The organism is Kribbella sp. NPDC104740 (assembly GCF_055583505.1).
In genome coordinates this window covers 835,799-850,261 of record NZ_JBVJNV010000002.1, presented here as the reverse complement: position 1 = coordinate 850,261, position 14,463 = coordinate 835,799, and the positions used below count along the sequence as shown (strand labels likewise).

General features: G+C 69.6%; 18 protein-coding genes and 1 pseudogene. 8 read left to right on the top strand and 11 right to left on the bottom strand.

The genetic code is table 11. From position 1 onward, the window contains the following. Nucleotides 1-68: 68 nt before the first annotated feature. The 4 genes from ACZ6Z4_RS13615 to ACZ6Z4_RS13600 form a co-directional block, all read right to left on the bottom strand. The gene (locus ACZ6Z4_RS13615; RefSeq protein ID WP_465562483.1) at nt 69-395 is read right to left on the bottom strand and encodes a hypothetical protein; all 327 of its coding nucleotides are present in this window, start codon (nt 393-395) and stop codon (nt 69-71) included. A gap of 214 nt (nt 396-609) precedes the next feature. Beyond that, the gene (locus ACZ6Z4_RS13610) at nt 610-1,239 is read right to left on the bottom strand and encodes a ferritin-like domain-containing protein (RefSeq protein ID WP_465562481.1); all 630 of its coding nucleotides are present in this window, start codon (nt 1,237-1,239) and stop codon (nt 610-612) included. Between the two features lie 12 nt (nt 1,240-1,251). Further along, nucleotides 1,252-1,911 carry a ferritin-like domain-containing protein gene (locus ACZ6Z4_RS13605; RefSeq protein WP_465562478.1) on the bottom strand — a complete coding sequence of 220 codons (660 nt, stop codon included), beginning with the start codon at nt 1,909-1,911 and terminating at the stop codon, nt 1,252-1,254. An 80-nt stretch (nt 1,912-1,991) separates the two neighbouring features. After that, complete coding sequence (locus ACZ6Z4_RS13600) at nt 1,992-2,696, bottom strand: class E sortase (protein ID WP_465562475.1); 705 nt, start codon at nt 2,694-2,696, stop codon at nt 1,992-1,994. Nucleotides 2,697-2,866: 170 nt separating this feature from the next. Here ACZ6Z4_RS13600 and ACZ6Z4_RS13595 point away from each other — a divergent pair, with 170 nt between their 5' ends. Both ACZ6Z4_RS13595 and ACZ6Z4_RS13590 read left to right on the top strand, forming a co-directional pair. Then, entirely contained in the window at nt 2,867-4,102 is a 1,236-nt protein-coding gene (locus ACZ6Z4_RS13595) for an Nramp family divalent metal transporter (RefSeq protein WP_465562473.1), read from the top strand. Between the two features lie 361 nt (nt 4,103-4,463). Continuing rightward, entirely contained in the window at nt 4,464-5,456 is a 993-nt protein-coding gene (locus tag ACZ6Z4_RS13590; RefSeq protein ID WP_465562470.1) for a ferritin-like domain-containing protein, read from the top strand. A gap of 101 nt (nt 5,457-5,557) precedes the next feature. Here ACZ6Z4_RS13590 and ACZ6Z4_RS13585 read toward each other — a convergent pair whose 3' ends face one another. The 5 genes and pseudogenes from ACZ6Z4_RS13585 to ACZ6Z4_RS13565 form a co-directional block, all read right to left on the bottom strand. Beyond that, a complete protein-coding gene (locus ACZ6Z4_RS13585; protein WP_465563769.1) occupies nt 5,558-5,788 on the bottom strand; it encodes an ANTAR domain-containing protein in 231 nt (76 codons plus the stop codon). Then, nucleotides 5,768-6,010: pseudogene (locus ACZ6Z4_RS13580) on the bottom strand (GAF domain-containing protein); the annotation flags it as partial. The gene ACZ6Z4_RS13585 and the pseudogene ACZ6Z4_RS13580, both read right to left, overlap by 21 nt. 406 nt (nt 6,011-6,416) lie before the next feature. After that, nucleotides 6,417-7,106, bottom strand: coding sequence for a hypothetical protein (locus tag ACZ6Z4_RS13575; protein ID WP_465562468.1), 690 nt, complete (start codon nt 7,104-7,106; stop codon nt 6,417-6,419). 208 nt (nt 7,107-7,314) lie between these two features. Continuing rightward, nucleotides 7,315-7,863, bottom strand: coding sequence for a GAF domain-containing protein (locus tag ACZ6Z4_RS13570; RefSeq protein WP_465562466.1), 549 nt, complete (start codon nt 7,861-7,863; stop codon nt 7,315-7,317). A gap of 105 nt (nt 7,864-7,968) precedes the next feature. Next, on the bottom strand, nt 7,969-8,673 hold the full coding sequence (locus ACZ6Z4_RS13565; protein WP_465563766.1) for a GAF and ANTAR domain-containing protein: 705 nt from the start codon (nt 8,671-8,673) through the stop codon (nt 7,969-7,971). A 157-nt stretch (nt 8,674-8,830) separates the two neighbouring features. Here ACZ6Z4_RS13565 and ACZ6Z4_RS13560 point away from each other — a divergent pair, with 157 nt between their 5' ends. Further along, nucleotides 8,831-9,262, top strand: coding sequence for a hypothetical protein (locus ACZ6Z4_RS13560; RefSeq protein WP_465562464.1), 432 nt, complete (start codon nt 8,831-8,833; stop codon nt 9,260-9,262). A gap of 73 nt (nt 9,263-9,335) precedes the next feature. Here the strand turns inward: ACZ6Z4_RS13560 and ACZ6Z4_RS13555 are convergent, their stop codons facing one another. Next, nucleotides 9,336-10,169 carry a sigma-70 family RNA polymerase sigma factor gene (locus tag ACZ6Z4_RS13555; protein WP_465562462.1) on the bottom strand — a complete coding sequence of 278 codons (834 nt, stop codon included), beginning with the start codon at nt 10,167-10,169 and terminating at the stop codon, nt 9,336-9,338. A 134-nt stretch (nt 10,170-10,303) separates the two neighbouring features. On the opposite strand from ACZ6Z4_RS13555, the gene ACZ6Z4_RS13550 reads away from it, so the two are divergent. The 3 genes from ACZ6Z4_RS13550 to ACZ6Z4_RS13540 are packed head-to-tail and all read left to right on the top strand — an operon-like array spanning nt 10,304 to nt 11,938. Then, complete coding sequence (locus ACZ6Z4_RS13550; RefSeq protein WP_465562460.1) at nt 10,304-10,948, top strand: hypothetical protein; 645 nt, start codon at nt 10,304-10,306, stop codon at nt 10,946-10,948. A 1-nt stretch (nt 10,949) separates the two neighbouring features. Further along, nucleotides 10,950-11,354: a phage holin family protein gene (locus tag ACZ6Z4_RS13545; RefSeq protein WP_465562457.1), complete on the top strand. Its 405-nt coding sequence runs from the start codon at nt 10,950-10,952 to the stop codon at nt 11,352-11,354. Further along, nucleotides 11,330-11,938 (top strand): DUF3618 domain-containing protein, encoded by a 609-nt coding sequence (locus tag ACZ6Z4_RS13540; protein WP_465562455.1) that lies wholly within the window; start codon nt 11,330-11,332, stop codon nt 11,936-11,938. Before ACZ6Z4_RS13545 ends, ACZ6Z4_RS13540 begins: the two co-directional genes overlap by 25 nt. Before the next feature lie 12 nt (nt 11,939-11,950). Here the strand turns inward: ACZ6Z4_RS13540 and ACZ6Z4_RS13535 are convergent, their stop codons facing one another. Continuing rightward, nucleotides 11,951-12,745 carry an SDR family NAD(P)-dependent oxidoreductase gene (locus ACZ6Z4_RS13535; RefSeq protein WP_465562452.1) on the bottom strand — a complete coding sequence of 265 codons (795 nt, stop codon included), beginning with the start codon at nt 12,743-12,745 and terminating at the stop codon, nt 11,951-11,953. A 147-nt stretch (nt 12,746-12,892) separates the two neighbouring features. Here ACZ6Z4_RS13535 and ACZ6Z4_RS13530 point away from each other — a divergent pair, with 147 nt between their 5' ends. Further along, a complete protein-coding gene (locus ACZ6Z4_RS13530; protein ID WP_465562450.1) occupies nt 12,893-13,450 on the top strand; it encodes a hypothetical protein in 558 nt (185 codons plus the stop codon). Between the two features lie 87 nt (nt 13,451-13,537). Next, the gene (locus tag ACZ6Z4_RS13525; RefSeq protein WP_465562448.1) at nt 13,538-14,290 is read left to right on the top strand and encodes an ANTAR domain-containing protein; all 753 of its coding nucleotides are present in this window, start codon (nt 13,538-13,540) and stop codon (nt 14,288-14,290) included. The last annotated feature ends 173 nt before the right edge of the window (nt 14,291-14,463 follow it).

Below are 14,463 nucleotides of genomic sequence, written 5' to 3'. Positions count from 1 at the left end.
CTCCATCGACGTAGTTGGGAATCAGAGCCGTTCAGTGCTGGTCTGTCACGGACGCTTCAGCGGAGGTGTCACCGGAACTCCGCGAGGATCCGGGTGACGATCCCTGCGCCTGCGGGGCAGCTCGCCGACGTCAGGTTGCCGAACGGGTTCCAGTTCCCGTACTGGTAGGAGCCGTTGGCGCACTGAACGATCGCCCGGAACTGCGACGTGCCGTCAGGGCCGCTGTAGCAACGAAGGAGGCCGGTCGAGCCGTTCGGAGACACCTCGCAGTTGACGGCCGCGGTTCCGGTGGTTCCCGTGGTTGCCGCGGCGGCCGAGGTGGGCATGGACACGCCGACCGCCAGGAGGCCCGCGGTGGAAACGGTGGCGACGGCAACTCTGCGAAGGATGGACATGTTTTCCCCTGAGGTTGTGAGACGACCCTCGCTGCTGCGGAGGTCGACTGAAACCGTACGGAGAAAGGGGGGTAGGGCAACAGCTATCTCACGATCACGCAAATGCTTTCGTCCAGCGGCTCGGCAGTGATACGTCCTGCACGCGAGCTCAGTCCAGCGGTGAAAGGAAAACGGTCCCGGCACCATCTCACCTGGTGCCGGGACCGCCCCCAGGTCAGTAGGTGATCGCGGCAACGACCTTGTCGGGGTCGACCAGGAACGGTGCGACCGCGGTGAGGACGTTGGTCTTCGAGGCGGGCTTCTCGAAGGAGCCGTTGTAGACGCCGCCCTCGGCCTTCAGGCCGAGCAGGTTGCCGACGACGGCGGCGTGCCGGGCCTCGACGCCGAAGATGCCGGCCGCGGCCTGGAGGATCATCTTGTCCTTCACGAACCCGGCCGCGCCGAGGTAGGCGCCGACGCCCTTGTTCTCGAAGACGTGCGCGGTGGTCAGGTACGACTTGCGGGACTCGAAGGCGCCGCCGAAGTCGACCGCGGGTGCGCCGACCGGCGTACCGCCGAGCTTCTGGATCGTGGCGGTGAGGGTCGCGACGTGCGAGGCCTCGTCGGCGCCGATCTGCATCAGGTACTGCTTCTCCTTGCCGGAGACCAGGTTGGCCGCGTTGCCCTGGCGGTAGAACTCGGCCTCCAGGTACTCCAGTGTGAGCGCGTAGTTCAGCACCTCGATGTCGTTGCCGAAGTCCTTGGCCGAGGCGAGGTGGAACCCGTTGTTCAGGGCACCGATCGCGACGCCGGCCGGTACGGCGGACGCGTTGCCGTGGATCAGGTCTGCAGTGGTGTCAGTCATCGGTCGCTCCTGTCACTTCGCGATGAACGGCATGGCGGCCTTCAGGACCGGGCCCATCCCGAGGTTGGCCTCGATCGGCGCCGGGAACGGGTTCCCGCCGCTGATCTGGGCGATGATCGCGGCGTGCCGCGACTCGACGCCGGCGATCGAGGCCGCGGCGGCGAGCAGGTCGGGGTTCTTCACGAGGGTGACCTGACCGTGGTAGGCCTTCACGCCGAGTTCCTCGAAGGTCGCCGCGGTCTTCAGGAACGCGGCCCTGCTGGCGAACGTGCCGGCCGGGAACTTGACCTTCGGCTGCGCGACCGGGCGGCCGCCGAGATCGGTGATCGTCGTCCGTACGACGTTCACGTGGTCGGCCTCGTGCTGCTGGATCGGGTCGATCAGCTCCTGCTCGCGGCCCTTCAGCAGGTTGGCCTTCAGTCCAGCGGTGTAGAACGCCGACTCCAAGTACTCCAGGGTGAGCGCGTAGTTCAGAATGTCCAGATCGCTCTTCGCGACCTCGGTCCCGAACCCGCGATCGGCGTTGCCGAAGGCAACGGGATCGCCGGGCCGGGTGGCCACGTAGGTGACGCCGACGCCGATCAGGGCGGCGTTGCGCAGGAAGCTGCGCCGGCTGTGCTCGTCGGCGAACTCGAGGACCGGACGGCCCCCGAACAATGACTTGATACCCATGAACTGTTCTCCTTGACCGCATCAGGTCCGGGACGGTCGCCCCGGGGTGTCGCTGGAGAGTGCAGGGGACATCGACCTCCTCAGGTGGCACGCGCCTCGACGACGATGCGCTGGTAGTGGTCGGTGACCGGGTTGCAGGCGAACAAGGTCAGCACCTTGGCGCCCGGCTGCGCCGGCTTGCGCAGGACGAACGGCACGTAGCTGGCCTGCGGCACGATCGTGGTCTTCACGACCTTGTACGTCGTGCTCTTCGCGCCGACCGTGACCGTGATCGGGTCGCCGGCACGGAGCCGGTCGAGATACCGGAACGGCTGCCCGTTGGTGACCCGGTGGCCGCTGACCACGCTGTTGCCGACGGCACCGGGCAACGGCGTACCGGGCCAGTGCCCGACGCCCTTGACCAGCGCGGCTTCGTCGACTCCGTTGTTCAGGACCCGGTCGACCCGCAGTTTGGGGATCTGCAGCCGGCCCAGCCGGAGCTGCTCACCGGGCTTGGCCTTGATCGCCGCGATCGGTACTCCGGTTGCCGGGTTGTCCCCGGCAGCGAACTGCGGTTCGACCGGTTTGCCCTCACGGAGCTGGTCGAGCATCCGGTTCACCAGCGCCTCGTCGTCACCGTCTGTCGACGGTGTCGCGCTCGGTGACGTTCCGGAACTCGCCGCTGGAGGTTGGCTGACCGGTGCGTCGGAGCCGCGCGAACCGAAGACCACCACGCCGACTGCCACCAGGACGGCGAATCCGACGCTCGCGCCGATCCAGCGCCACACAGGTTTCCAGGCTCGCACTTCCGACCATCTCCTCACGACGGACTCAGCTCGGGCTTCGGAGCGCGGCGGCGGAGTGGATGGGTCGATGGCGAAACTTTCTTCCGCAGCAGGAAGATTCGTTCGCACCGATCCGCCCGGCAGACCGCTCCGAAGGCCCCCGGACGTGTTCGCGACCGGAAGGCCGGCCCATGTACGCACCCGCGCCGTTGCGGCGAGGACTCAACCGCTCCGGTCTCCTGCTGCTCGGCCCGGCGTTCGTCGCGGCGGTCGCCTACGTCGACCCGGGCAACTTCGCCACGAACATCGCGGCGGGCGCCGACTACGGCTACCTGCTGTGCTGGGTCGTCGTCGGCGCGAATCTCCTCGCCGTACTGGTCCAGTACCTCGCCGCGAAGGCGAGCATCGCGACCGGGAAGACGCTGCCGCAGCTGTGCCGCCACCACTTCAGGCGCCCGGTGGTGTTCGGCCTGTGGGGACAAGCCGAGCTCGTCGCGCTGGCCACGGACCTCGCCGAGGTCGTCGGCGGCGCGATCGCACTGAACCTGCTGTTCGACATCCCGCTGCTGCTCGGCGGCGTGATCACGGGAGTCGTGTCGTTCGGCTTGCTGCTCTACCAGTCTCGCCGTGGCCAGCGGCCGTTCGAGACCGCGATCATCGGCCTGCTCGCTGTCGTCCTGGTCGGCTTCGTCGTCTCCACGATCGAGGCCGCGCCATCGGCGGCAGGTGTCGCCGGAGGTCTCGTCCCACGCCTCGACGGCACCGACTCGCTCGTCCTCGCCGCGGGCATGCTCGGCGCAACTGTGATGCCGCACGCGATCTGGCTGCACGGCTCGCTCATCACCGACCGCCACGGCAAGACCCTTCGTACGCCGGGCGGCCGCGAACGTGTCCTGAGGGCGACCCGGCTCGACGTCGCGATCGCGATGGCGCTGGCCGGGGCGGTGAACCTCGCGATGGTCGTCGTCGCCGCGGCCGCGCTCACCGGCAGCGGCGTCGAGAGCCTGAGCGACGCCCACGCCGCGTTCGGCGTACGGCTGGGGGAGACGCCCGCCCTGCTGTTCGCGCTGGCGCTCCTCGCGAGCGGGTTCGCCTCGTCGTCCGTCGGCACGTACGCCGGGTCGGTGATCCTCGACGGGTTCCTGCGGCGTCATGTACCCGTCATGACCCGTCGGCTGATCACGCTCTTCCCGGCGCTCGCCGTACTGGCCGTCGGCATCGACCCCACCCGCGCTCTGGTCGTGTCCCAGGTCGTCCTCAGCTTCGGCATCCCGTGCGCGCTGTGGCCGCTGGTCCGCCTGACCGGCTCACGGCGAGTCATGGGCGCCCTCGTGAACCGGCCTGTCACCACCGTGGCTGCCTGCCTGGTCGCTGCCGCGGTCAGCGCGCTGAACGTCGTACTGATCGTCCTCACGCTGCGCGGCTGAACTCGGCTGGTGATCACCACCCATCCGCGGCACGGTCGGCTGCGAAGCACCTCTGTCGGTCGGCGGCCGGCAACTGTGCGCGGCGGACGACGTTGCCTGGTCAACTGATTCGGTACGTCGGACGCCGGGCTCAGGCGGGGTCGGCCGCTGATCGGTCCTGTGCTGGTGCCGTCTGCGGTCTGACGATCCCTGTGGGCGGCGCCGGCCAGGGTGTGCACAACGGCCTGCCGCACATTACGAACTGGGTGGTCTCGCAACACGGAGTGGCTTTCGGCGGGTTCGTTCGTTGATCTCAACGGATCGTCAATCCACTGCCCGGCGGAACAGCTGGGCGCATCGGAACATCGGAGAGTCTCCGCACATGTTCGACAAACTGTTCATCCGTAACGCGATCGACCGCAGCGCCGAGAACGGCGTCGACCGGCGCAAGTTCCTCCGGGCAGCCGGGGTCACCACCGCGGGCGTTGGCCTGGCCGGTGGGGGCCTGCTGGCCGGTGGGGTCCTCAGCCCGGCCTCGGCCGAGACGGGCCCGCTGGGTCTGGACCTCGACCTGGGGCTCGGTCACGACGACCACCACGGCAGCCAGCCGAGTGACGGCGCTGTGCTGAACTTCGCGCTCAACCTCGAGTACCTGGAGGCCGAGTTCTACCTGCGCGCGGTGCGCGGGTACGGGCTGGCGGCGACCGAGGTGCTCGGCAAGGGCAAGCCGGGCGCCGTCCGCGGTGGCCGGAAGGTGAAGTTCCAGACCAAGGCCGTCAAGGCGTACGCCGAGGAGATCGCCGCTGACGAGCTCGCGCACGTCCGGTTCCTGCGCAAGGCGCTCGGCGGCGCGGCGGTGGCGCGTCCGGCGATCGACATCGACGCGGCCTTCACCGCGGCGGCGACCGCGGCCGGGCTGATCAAGCCGGGGCAGAAGTTCGACGCCTACGCCAACGAGAACAACTTCCTGCTGGCGGCGTACGTGTTCGAGGACGTCGGTGTCACGGCGTACAAGGGCGCTGCTCCGCTGATCTCCAACAAAACCTACCTGGAGGCCGCGGCGGGGATCCTCGCGGTCGAGGCGTACCACGCGGCCAACATCCGCACGAGCCTGGTCGCGGCCGGCCTGGAGGTTCCCTCGGTGGCCATCTCCAACGCCCGCGACAGCCTCGACGGCAAGACCGACCTCGACCAGGGCGTCACCTACCAGGGCAAGACCAACATCGTCCCGACCGACGCCAACGGCATCGCGTTCAGCCGCGGTGCCGACCAGGTCCTGAACGTCGTCTACCTGACCCCGAAGAAGGCCACGAAGGGCGGCTTCTTCCCGGCCGGTGTGAACGGCGAGATCAACACCAGCCGCGCCAACAGCTGAGCACGTCTGAGCCGCTGAGCGCCGACCTGGTGCTCAGCGGCTCAGCCCAGCGCGAAACGTGGGCGAGTTCCTGGTCCGGGCGGCGTACGACGTTCAGGTGGTCACGCCTGGCTGTCGGTGATGATCTCCTCGGCGATCTCGCGCATCGGGCGGTTCGACTCCTGGCTGAGCTGGGTCAGTGCGGCCAGGGCCGCGGCGTGGGTGAGGTGGTAGCGCTCCATCATCAGGCCGACGGCGGTGCCGACCAGACCGCGGGTCTTGACGGCGGCTTGGAGGTCTTTGTTGCTCTCCGCGCCGGCGAGCGCGACGGCGGCGTGCGCGGCGAAGAGCAGGCCGATGTGCTCGGACTCGTCGGTGAAGGCGTGCGGACGGCTGCTGTAGAGGTTCAGTGCGCCGAGGTTCTCGTCCTCGACGAACAGCTGGATCGACAGCATGCTGCGCGCGCCGAGGTCGACGGCGTGCCGGGCGAACTTCGGCCAGCGTTCGTCGGTGTCCAGATCGTCGACCCTGATGGTCCGCTCACGGCGTACGGCTTCCACGCAGGGCCCTGGTTCTGCTCCGCCATCACGGCGTCGACGCGCCGGGGCAGGTCGCCCGACGCGGCGCGGTGCACGATCTGGCCCGGCGTCGTCAGGTCGGCGATCGAGGCGTCCTCGGCGCCGGGAATCAGTTGCAGCGCGGCCTTCACCATGTCCTGCAGAACGGTGGCCTGGTCAGGAGATGCCTGCAAGGACCTGGCCACCGCGCTCAGCTCCTGCGCGAGCCGGTCGTCGGCAGGAGACGCGCCGGCGTACTGGTTGGACGGCTCACCGGCGTTGCGGTCCGGTACGTTCGATTTCCTCTCGGGCATCGAGTCGCCTCCCGTCTGTCGAGACGTTCCCCACCCTGCACCATCCCGAAAGCGGTTGTCGACCGGCGGCCGTTCGGTGAGCGAACGGGATGCTCGGCGGTGACGGCGTACTACGTGAACTTCACCCACGCACCCTGGCGGCACGACGACGGGTCGATTGCCGTTGTGTCCTGCTCGCTCGGTTGTCGGGCCGCGCGTCGGTCGGCTACGAGTTCTGGGAGCGAGGCCTGGGTCGGGCGGAGGCGGGTCCGGGCGTCGTTCTGGAGCTGCCACAGCACCGAGAGGTTGCCGTCGGCATGCAAAGTGCCTTCGCCGAGGCCTGCCAGGCCGTGCAGCTGGAGGAAGCCGACCATGTCGCGCTCGCCGAACTCGCCGAGCCGGGCCAGCCGGCGGGCGAGTTCGACGTCGCGTGGAGTGCCGTGCTGCGGATGGTCGACCTGCGCGAGGCAGAGCGTCAGCGCGTCACAGCTACGGTGCCTGCCAAGCGGCGGGAGACCCGCGCGAACGTTGCTGATCAGTGCCAGAGCGAACGCCTCCGGAGACACGGTCCGGTCCCATTGGAGTTGCTCGACGCTGACGCCGGCGACACTGCCCCGCAGATCGGCCGCCAGGTAGCGCATCAGCGCGACGCTCGGGCCGTCGGTCCACGCGACCTGCCAGCCTCGGGCAGCGTCGTGGTGGACAGGGTTCCAGCGCGAACCGATCGGCACGCCAGAGGCGACGGTCAGTTGATGGACGAATCGGGCGACGAAGCGGCCGTCACGACGGAGGTGGTCGAGGCGGTACGGCGTGGTGCTCATCAGGAGCTCCAACCCAGGAGTCGCACGCCAGACGGGCCCACACTCCGGAGCCCTTGCCTGCGACCCGTCGAACGCTACGCGGGTGCCGTGCATAAGTTCAAGCCGGGAAACTTGTGCACGTTGGTGGATCAGCAAGGCCGGGCGGTGCCGTTCACGATCTCGTCGGCGATGTCGCGCAGCTTGCGGTTGGACTGCTGGCTGAACCGGGTCAGGACGGCGAAGGCGCGTCCGCGGTGAGGTCGTAGCGCTCCATCAGGATCCCGATCGCGGCGCCGATGTCGCCGCGGCTCTGCACCGAGGCTTCGAGGTTGTCCGAGTTCTGCACGCCGGCGAAGGCGATCGCGGCGTGGGTCGCGAAGAGCAGGCCGATGTGTTCGGACTCGTCGGTGAACGCGTACGGGCGAGCGCCGTACAGGTTGAGGGCGCCGAGGTTGTGCCCTTGGACGAACAACTGGAACGACAGCATGCTGTGTGCCCCCAGCGCGGCGGCCTGGCGGCAGAACTTGGGCCAGCGTTCGTTGGTGCTGAGGTCGTCGACGCGGACGGTTCGTTGCTTCCACACCGCGTCCAGGCACGGGCCCTGACCGACCTCGAGCATCAACGCGTCGATGCGGACGGGCAGGTCGCTGGAGGCGGCGTGGTGCTCGATGTGGTGCTTGCGAACGATCTGGCTGACCGAACCCTCCGCCGTACCGGTGTTGAGCTGCGGGGGAGGGCCACGCTCAGCCGCGTGGTCGCGAGCTTTGCCTCCGGTCATCGGTTTCCCTCGCTCGGATAGTGCTCATCACCCACCGCCTCGACGCTGCCGGCTGAACGTCGGGGACCTGGGGGAGCCGCAACACCCCGAGCGCCCCGGCGCCGTTCAGTGCGGCAGTTTGCGGGTGTCGATCAGGTCCTGGGCGACGTCGCGCAGCTTGGTGTTGGTGTCCTGGGAGTAGCGCTTGAGGATGGCGAACGCCCGGTCGCCATCGACGTCGAAGCGTTCCATCAGGATGCCCATCGCCTGGCCGACCAGCTTGCGGGCGTCGACGGCGGCGGCGAGGGTGATCTCGTGGCGGGCGGTCGCGACGGCGACCGAGGCGTGCCGGGCCAGGATGTGCGCGACGGCCTCGTCGTCGGGGCCGAATGCGTCCGGGCGTGCGGAGTACAGGCCGAGGACGCCGACCACCGATGACGTTCCGGTCGCCAGCGGTACGTCGAGCACGCTGCGGACGCCGAGCTGGAGGACCGTCGCGGCCCACTCGGGCCAGCGTTGGTCCGTCGCGGTGTCGCTGACCCGCACGATGGAGTGGTCGCGCAGCGACTCGGTCAACGGGCCTTTACCGCCCCCGACCTGCAGCCGGTAGATCTCGGCCACGACCGGATGGGTGACCGCCGGGATCTCCAGCTGCCGCCCACGCTTCGAGGTCAGCGCCACGCCGGCGTGCGAGCAGTCCAGCGCCTGCAGCGCGAACTCGACGACCGCGCCGACGGTTTCCTCGATCCCGGTGGAGTCGTGCAGTTCCAGGGCGAGTCGAGCGAATCGGTCGGCCAGGGTGTCGTCGGGCGGCGGTTGGATCGCGAGCATGCGTGGCCGGATCGTGGGCGCGCCGCTTGGCTCGTCGGCGGGCTCCGGGCCTCGTCGTCCTGCCAGTGCACCTGTGGTCATATCGTCAAGGTAGCTTGACGAGGATGACCCGTCAAGGCAGCTTGACGATCCGGGATCGTCAAGCTATCTTGACGCCATGGGTGGCGATGTAGTCCAGCCTCCGGTGCCTTCGGACAGCAGGGGCCTGGAGGAACTGCTCGACGTACTGCGAGTCAGTGACCAGCGGGAGCGGTATGAGCGTGACATCGAGGAAGGCCGCGAAGCCGGGCACCCGGTCGCGGTCCTCGTGAAAGCTCTGGGCGAGCTCCCCGGCGTCACGGGCCTGGAGGCACTCCGAGCGAGCCGCCGCGTCGTGGAGCTGCTCACCGGCGCGCGCTGGCACATGATCCGGCAGGCCCGTGAAGAGGGTTCGAGCTGGAGCCAGGTCGGCGGCGCGATGGGGATGAGCAAGCAGGCGGCGTACGACTTCTACCAGCGCAAGCTCGACCAGCAGGACGCGTCGGCGGAGCCGGGAAGCGACAGTACGGCGCGCTCGCGCGCGGCCCAGGGGCCGAGCGCCGGCGACTGAGCGCTGCCCGCTTCGTGGGACTGATCGCGGCCGAAAGGGAGGCGCACTGGGCGCCGCCCTCAGTGCTGGCCGGTCAGGCTGCAGCCGCCGCGGTGGTCGGGGCCAGGCGGGTGCGGAGGTCGGCGAGGATGCGGGTGAGCAGGCGGGAGACCTGCATCTGGCTGACGCCGAGTTCGGCGCCGATGTCGGCCTGTTTGCGGTTCTCGATGAACCGCAGCTCCAGGATCCTGCGGTCGCGTGGGGGCAGGTCGTCGAGCAGCGGGCCGAGCATGTCGACGGTCTCGAAGTGGTGCAGGTACGGGTCTTCGAGGGCGGCGACCGAGTCGCCGAGCGGTAGGTCGTTGTCGGTGGCCGGGCGGTCGAGGGAGATCACGCTGAAGCAGCCGCGGGCGGCTTCGGCTTCCTGGACGTCGGCGGGGCTGACGCCGAGCCGGGCGGCGATCTGGTCGAGCGTGGGTTCGCGGCCGAGTTCCTGGACGAGCAATGGGATGACGCCGGCGATCTTGCCCTGCAGGTCCTGCAGCCCGCGGGGGATCCGGACCGTCCAGGCGCAGTCCCGGAAGTAGCGTTTCACCTCGCCGCGGATCGTCGGTACGGCGTACCCGATGAACGGGACGTCGGTGTCGGTGCGGTAGCCGGCGGCGGCTTTCATCAGGCCGAGGAAGGCGACCTGTTCGAGGTCCTCGTCCTCCGCGCCACGGCCGCGGTAGCGCTGGGCGATGCCGCGGGCGAGCTCGAGGTTGAGCTCCACGGCCTGTTCCAGGAGCCGTCGGCGCTCGGCCTCGTCGGTGGACGCGGCTCTGGTGGTGAGGAGCTCCCGGGTGGCCTGGTCGCGGCGGGCGCGGTCGTCGGCCGTGGAGCAGTGGGTGGGCACGTCGGTGCCGTCAAGAGTGGTGAGCGTGAGCATGATCGTGACCTCGCGATGGATTCATCACGGCGCGGCCGCTTCCCTGGACCGCGGTCAGTGCTTCGCGCAGGGTGTACCCACCCGGCAAACGTCCGTTTGGTCGTGGGGCGGGTGCGTGGGCGACGGAGACGGCGGTGGACGCGGCTGGTGGGGTCGCGGGGACCGTCAAGGAGAAGGCGTCCGAGGTGACGTCCGACGTACGGGAGCAGACGCGGGCGCTGGCGGGGCAGACGCGGGATCAGTTGGTCGAGCAGGCGGGGCAGCAGAAGGACCGGGCCGCGGAGGGGCTGCGGTCGGTCGGTGACGAGCTGCGGGGGATGGCGCAGCACGGGCAGTCGGGGTGGGGCGCGCAGTTGGCCCATCACGGCGCTGATTTCACGGAGCAGGCGGCGGACTTCCTGCAGAAGCACGAGCCGGGGGAGTTGCTGGAGGAGGTGCGTGGGTTCGCGCGGCGGCGGCCGGGGACGTTCTTGTTGCTGGCGGCAACTGCCGGGGTGGTGGCCGGCCGGATGACGCGGGCGCTGGCCGGTGGAGCGGCTGACGGTAAGAGCAGGTCAGCGGACACAGCCGGTACGACGGACGCTGCGAACGGCCACGTCGCGTCGTACGCCGACGAGTCGTACCTCGTCCCGCCGGTGGAGCCTGCGGTCGCGCCGCCGGTGCAGCCGCCGGCCCCGCAGGTGTCGGACCCGGTGCCGCCGGTGCCGACGCCGGTCGCGCCCGATCTCGATCCGGGTGCGCCGGTGACGCCGAGGTTCGGGCCGAACGGGGAGCGGTGAGATGACCGTGCATCCGGACCGGCCGTCGGTCGACGACTCGGTCGGGCAGATCGTGTCGCAGCTGACCACTGACCTGGGGCAGTTGACGCGGCAGGAGCTGGCGCTGGCCAAGGCCGAGTTGCAGGCGGAGGCGAAGAAGGCGGGCAAGGGCGCCGGGATGCTCGGTGGCGCGGCGTTCGCGGGCTGGATGGTCGCGCTGTTCTTGTCGCTGACGGTGATGTGGGCGCTGGGCGAGGCGATGGATCTGGTCTGGGCCGCGCTGATCGTGACGGTGGTGTGGGCGCTGGTGGCCGCCGTACTGGCGGTGCGTGGGCGCAAGGAGTTGCAGGACGTCGATCCGAAACCGGAGCAGACGGTGGAGTCGCTGAAGGAGGATGCGCAATGGCTGAAGACCCGGAAGAGCTGAAGCGGAACATCGAGCGGACCCGGCGTGACGTCGGGCGTGACGTCGACGCGCTGACCGAGAAGGTGAGCCCGAGCCGGGTGGTCGGCCGGAGGGTCGAAAGTGCTCGCGGCGGTGTGCACCGGTTGAAGGAACACGTGATGGGGTCGGCGGGGTCGATCGGTGACTCGGCCGGTTCGGCGGCGTCGTCGGTGCAGGATGCGGGGGCGCGAGTCGGTGACGCGGTCGGTTCGGCGCCGGGTGTCGCGAAGGAGAAGACCCGGGGTACGCCGCTCGCGGCGGGGTTGATCGCGTTCGCGGCCGGGTGGATCGTGGCGGCCGCCGTACCGGCGTCGACGCAGGAGCGTGAGCTCGCGCAGGAGGCGAAGGACAAGGCGATGGAGGCGGCGGGGCCGGTCAAGGAACAGCTTGCCGAGGTGAAGGACAACCTGCAGCAACCGGCTCAGGAAGCTGTCCAACACGTGAAGGAGACGGCAGCGCAGGCGGCGACCGACGTGACTGACGAGGGCCGCGCGGCGGCGCAGCAGGTCGCCCACGAGACGAAGCAGTCTGCGGACAACGTACGGCAGGCAGGTTCGTCGAGCTGATGCCCGCTGAGCTCAGTGCTTGTCGAGCGGTTCGGCCATCTTGCGGTGGACGGCGGCCTTGAGCTTGTCGGGGAGGACCTTGTTGGCGAGTTCCTGGGCCTTGGTGCTGAGGGACTCGGCGACGGCCCGGTCCTTCCCGGCGAGCATCGCCTCGAAGCCCTGCCGGGCGACCTCGGCGGCGTCGCCCTTGTCGGAGCGGCCGACCCGGGTGTCGTCCATGCCGGCCCGGTGGAAGAAGTTGGTCTCGGTCGGGCCGGGCATCAGAGAGGTGATGGTGACCGCGGACTCGCGCAGCTCGTCCTGGAGGGCTTCGGTGAACGACTGCAGGAACGACTTGCTGGCGTTGTAGACCGCCTGGTACGAACCGGGCATCGTGGAAGCGATCGACGAGGTCACCAGCACCCGGCCCTTGTTCCGCGCGACCATCCCGCTGAGCACGGACTGCGCCAGGACGACGGTCGACTTCACGTTGAGGTCGATGATCCTGAGAGCGTCGGCCAGGTCGTTGTCGAGGAACGCTCCGCCCAGCCCGGCGCCGGCGTTGAGCGCCGCCGCAGCGAGGGGCCGGTCGCCGACGAGAGTCTGCAGACGTCGTACGCCGTCGGAGGTGGCAAGGTCGAGCTGCGCCGCCTCGACCTGGACGGGGTGGTCGCCCGCGGTCCGCAGGGTGGGGGCGACGAGCTCGACGGCGTCGTCCTCGGCGACGACGACCAGGTCGTAGCCGTCGCGGGCGAACAGCCGAGCCAGCTCCAGCCCGATCCCGCTCGAAGCTCCGGTCACCAGCGCGAGCGGTCGGTCCTCGGTCATGATTCGTCCCTTCCCGGTTGTCGCTCGGAGAGTCCCCGGTACCCGCGGCGTCGGCGCCGGAACATCCGGCGGAGATCACGACTCGGTGACAGCGCGTTGCTGGTCGCTACGCAGGGTACTGGTAGCCGACCTGGACGGGGTGATCGTATGGGCGGAGTCGAGGGATTCCTCGGCATGACCGCGTTCGACGCGGCAGGCGCGCGCGTCGGCGCTGTGGTGAGCTTGCACAGCTGTTCGGCCACCGGGGAGATCGCGTGGGCGACGGTGGTCCGCGGGCTTGCGGGGGCGAAGCAGGTGCTGGTGCCGCTGAGCGGTGCGGAGCTGACCGACGAAGGCGTCCAGTTGCGGGTGGACAAGCGGGCGATCAAGTCAGCTCCGCGGATTCAGGTGGACGGGCCGTTGTCCGGCTCGGGGCTAGCTCGTCTGGAGGAGCACTACGGGCAGGACGCGGTCGCGAAACACCGGCCGGTCGGGCGTGAGGTGCATCCACGCCGTACGACGGCGCACGCGCCGCTGCGTCGAAGGCGGCGCACCGCGCGGGCCGGCGTACGGCCTGGCAGGCGGGCTCCGGTGCGGCCGGCAACCATCCGGCACGAGCTCTCCGGTCACGATCTCCTCGCGGGGCGGTCGTCCAAGGATCGGTCCGGCGCTCTTGCCCCGCTGCTGGCCGCGGTCAAGAGGTTCCTGAAGCGGCTCCGGAGCTGATCAGGACGGACAAGCTCGCTGGAGCTAATGTGAGTTCGCCGGACCACGGACGGTCGGCGGACTCGATCTCCAGGAGGGGGTGCGACGGTGGACAGCTCGGGCGGTGGTGTCTCGCCTGGAGAGGCGATGGAGGCGATGGCCGGTCAGTTCCGCGACCTGGCCCGCGCGATGACGAGCGGTGACGCCGGCTTGCAGATGGAACCGGTCGTGCACTACGCCAAGGCCGCGATTCCGGGCGTCGATCACGCGTCGATCTCGCTCACCCACGCCGGGCGGGAGCCGCAGACGATCGTCCACACCGACGAGTTGCCGGTCGAGCTGGAGGCGCTGCAGTACAGCACCGGCCAGGGGCCGTGCACGGACGCTTTGACGCAGAGCGACCTGGTGTGGTCGAACGATCTCACCACTGATCAGCAGTGGCCCGAGTTCTCGCCGCAAGCCGTCGAGCGCGGGGTGCACTCGTTGCTCTCCATCCGGCTGTACCTGTCGCAGGACGAGCGCGGTTCCCTGAACCTGTACGCCGACCGGCGGGCGGCGTTCGCTCGGGAGGGTGTGGTCCCGCTGGCGGCGATCTTCGCGTCGTACGCCTCGCTGACGCTGATCAACCACGTGCACCGCGACCGGATCATGCATCTGGAGCGGGCGCTCGAGAGCAACCGTGAGATCGGCGTGGCGATCGGGATTCTGATGGCCCGCGAACAAGCCACCCAGTCCCAGGCCTTCGACCGTCTCGTGGCCGCCAGTCAGGGGCTGAACCGCCGGCTGCGCGACATCGCCGCCGAGGTCGCCGTCACCATGAAGCTCCCGCTGGTGCCGAGAAAGCGGCGTACCGGGCGCTGAGCCCACGGCTCGGTCGCGGACGGCCCCGGCCGCTGCTTCATAACGGCCGGGGCCTGCCTCGCCACAGCTCTCGAGCGCCCGGCGACGTGCTCCGAGATTACTCCGCGCCCGATCCGTTGCGCCCGCGCGGACTACGGGGTGGACGGCGTGGGTACCGCCGGGACGTCAACGCC

Bases quoted from the DNA above. Each gene is read 5' to 3' on its own strand.
- ACZ6Z4_RS13590 (WP_465562470.1), top strand. From the start codon at position 4,464: ATGTTCGACAAACTGTTCATCCGTAACGCGATCGACCGCAGCGCCGAG.
- ACZ6Z4_RS13530 (WP_465562450.1), top strand. From the start codon at position 12,893: ATGGGCGGAGTCGAGGGATTCCTCGGCATGACCGCGTTCGACGCGGCA.
- ACZ6Z4_RS13540 (WP_465562455.1), top strand. From the start codon at position 11,330: ATGGCTGAAGACCCGGAAGAGCTGAAGCGGAACATCGAGCGGACCCGG.
- ACZ6Z4_RS13555 (WP_465562462.1), bottom strand. From the start codon at position 10,169: ATGCTCACGCTCACCACTCTTGACGGCACCGACGTGCCCACCCACTGC.
- ACZ6Z4_RS13605 (WP_465562478.1), bottom strand. From the start codon at position 1,911: ATGGGTATCAAGTCATTGTTCGGGGGCCGTCCGGTCCTCGAGTTCGCC.
- ACZ6Z4_RS13615 (WP_465562483.1), bottom strand. From the start codon at position 395: ATGTCCATCCTTCGCAGAGTTGCCGTCGCCACCGTTTCCACCGCGGGC.
- ACZ6Z4_RS13570 (WP_465562466.1), bottom strand. From the start codon at position 7,863: ATGACCGGAGGCAAAGCTCGCGACCACGCGGCTGAGCGTGGCCCTCCC.
- ACZ6Z4_RS13575 (WP_465562468.1), bottom strand. From the start codon at position 7,106: ATGAGCACCACGCCGTACCGCCTCGACCACCTCCGTCGTGACGGCCGC.
- ACZ6Z4_RS13560 (WP_465562464.1), top strand. From the start codon at position 8,831: ATGGGTGGCGATGTAGTCCAGCCTCCGGTGCCTTCGGACAGCAGGGGC.
- ACZ6Z4_RS13535 (WP_465562452.1), bottom strand. From the start codon at position 12,745: ATGACCGAGGACCGACCGCTCGCGCTGGTGACCGGAGCTTCGAGCGGG.
- ACZ6Z4_RS13595 (WP_465562473.1), top strand. From the start codon at position 2,867: ATGTACGCACCCGCGCCGTTGCGGCGAGGACTCAACCGCTCCGGTCTC.
- ACZ6Z4_RS13610 (WP_465562481.1), bottom strand. From the start codon at position 1,239: ATGACTGACACCACTGCAGACCTGATCCACGGCAACGCGTCCGCCGTA.
- ACZ6Z4_RS13565 (WP_465563766.1), bottom strand. From the start codon at position 8,673: ATGCTCGCGATCCAACCGCCGCCCGACGACACCCTGGCCGACCGATTC.
- ACZ6Z4_RS13545 (WP_465562457.1), top strand. From the start codon at position 10,950: ATGACCGTGCATCCGGACCGGCCGTCGGTCGACGACTCGGTCGGGCAG.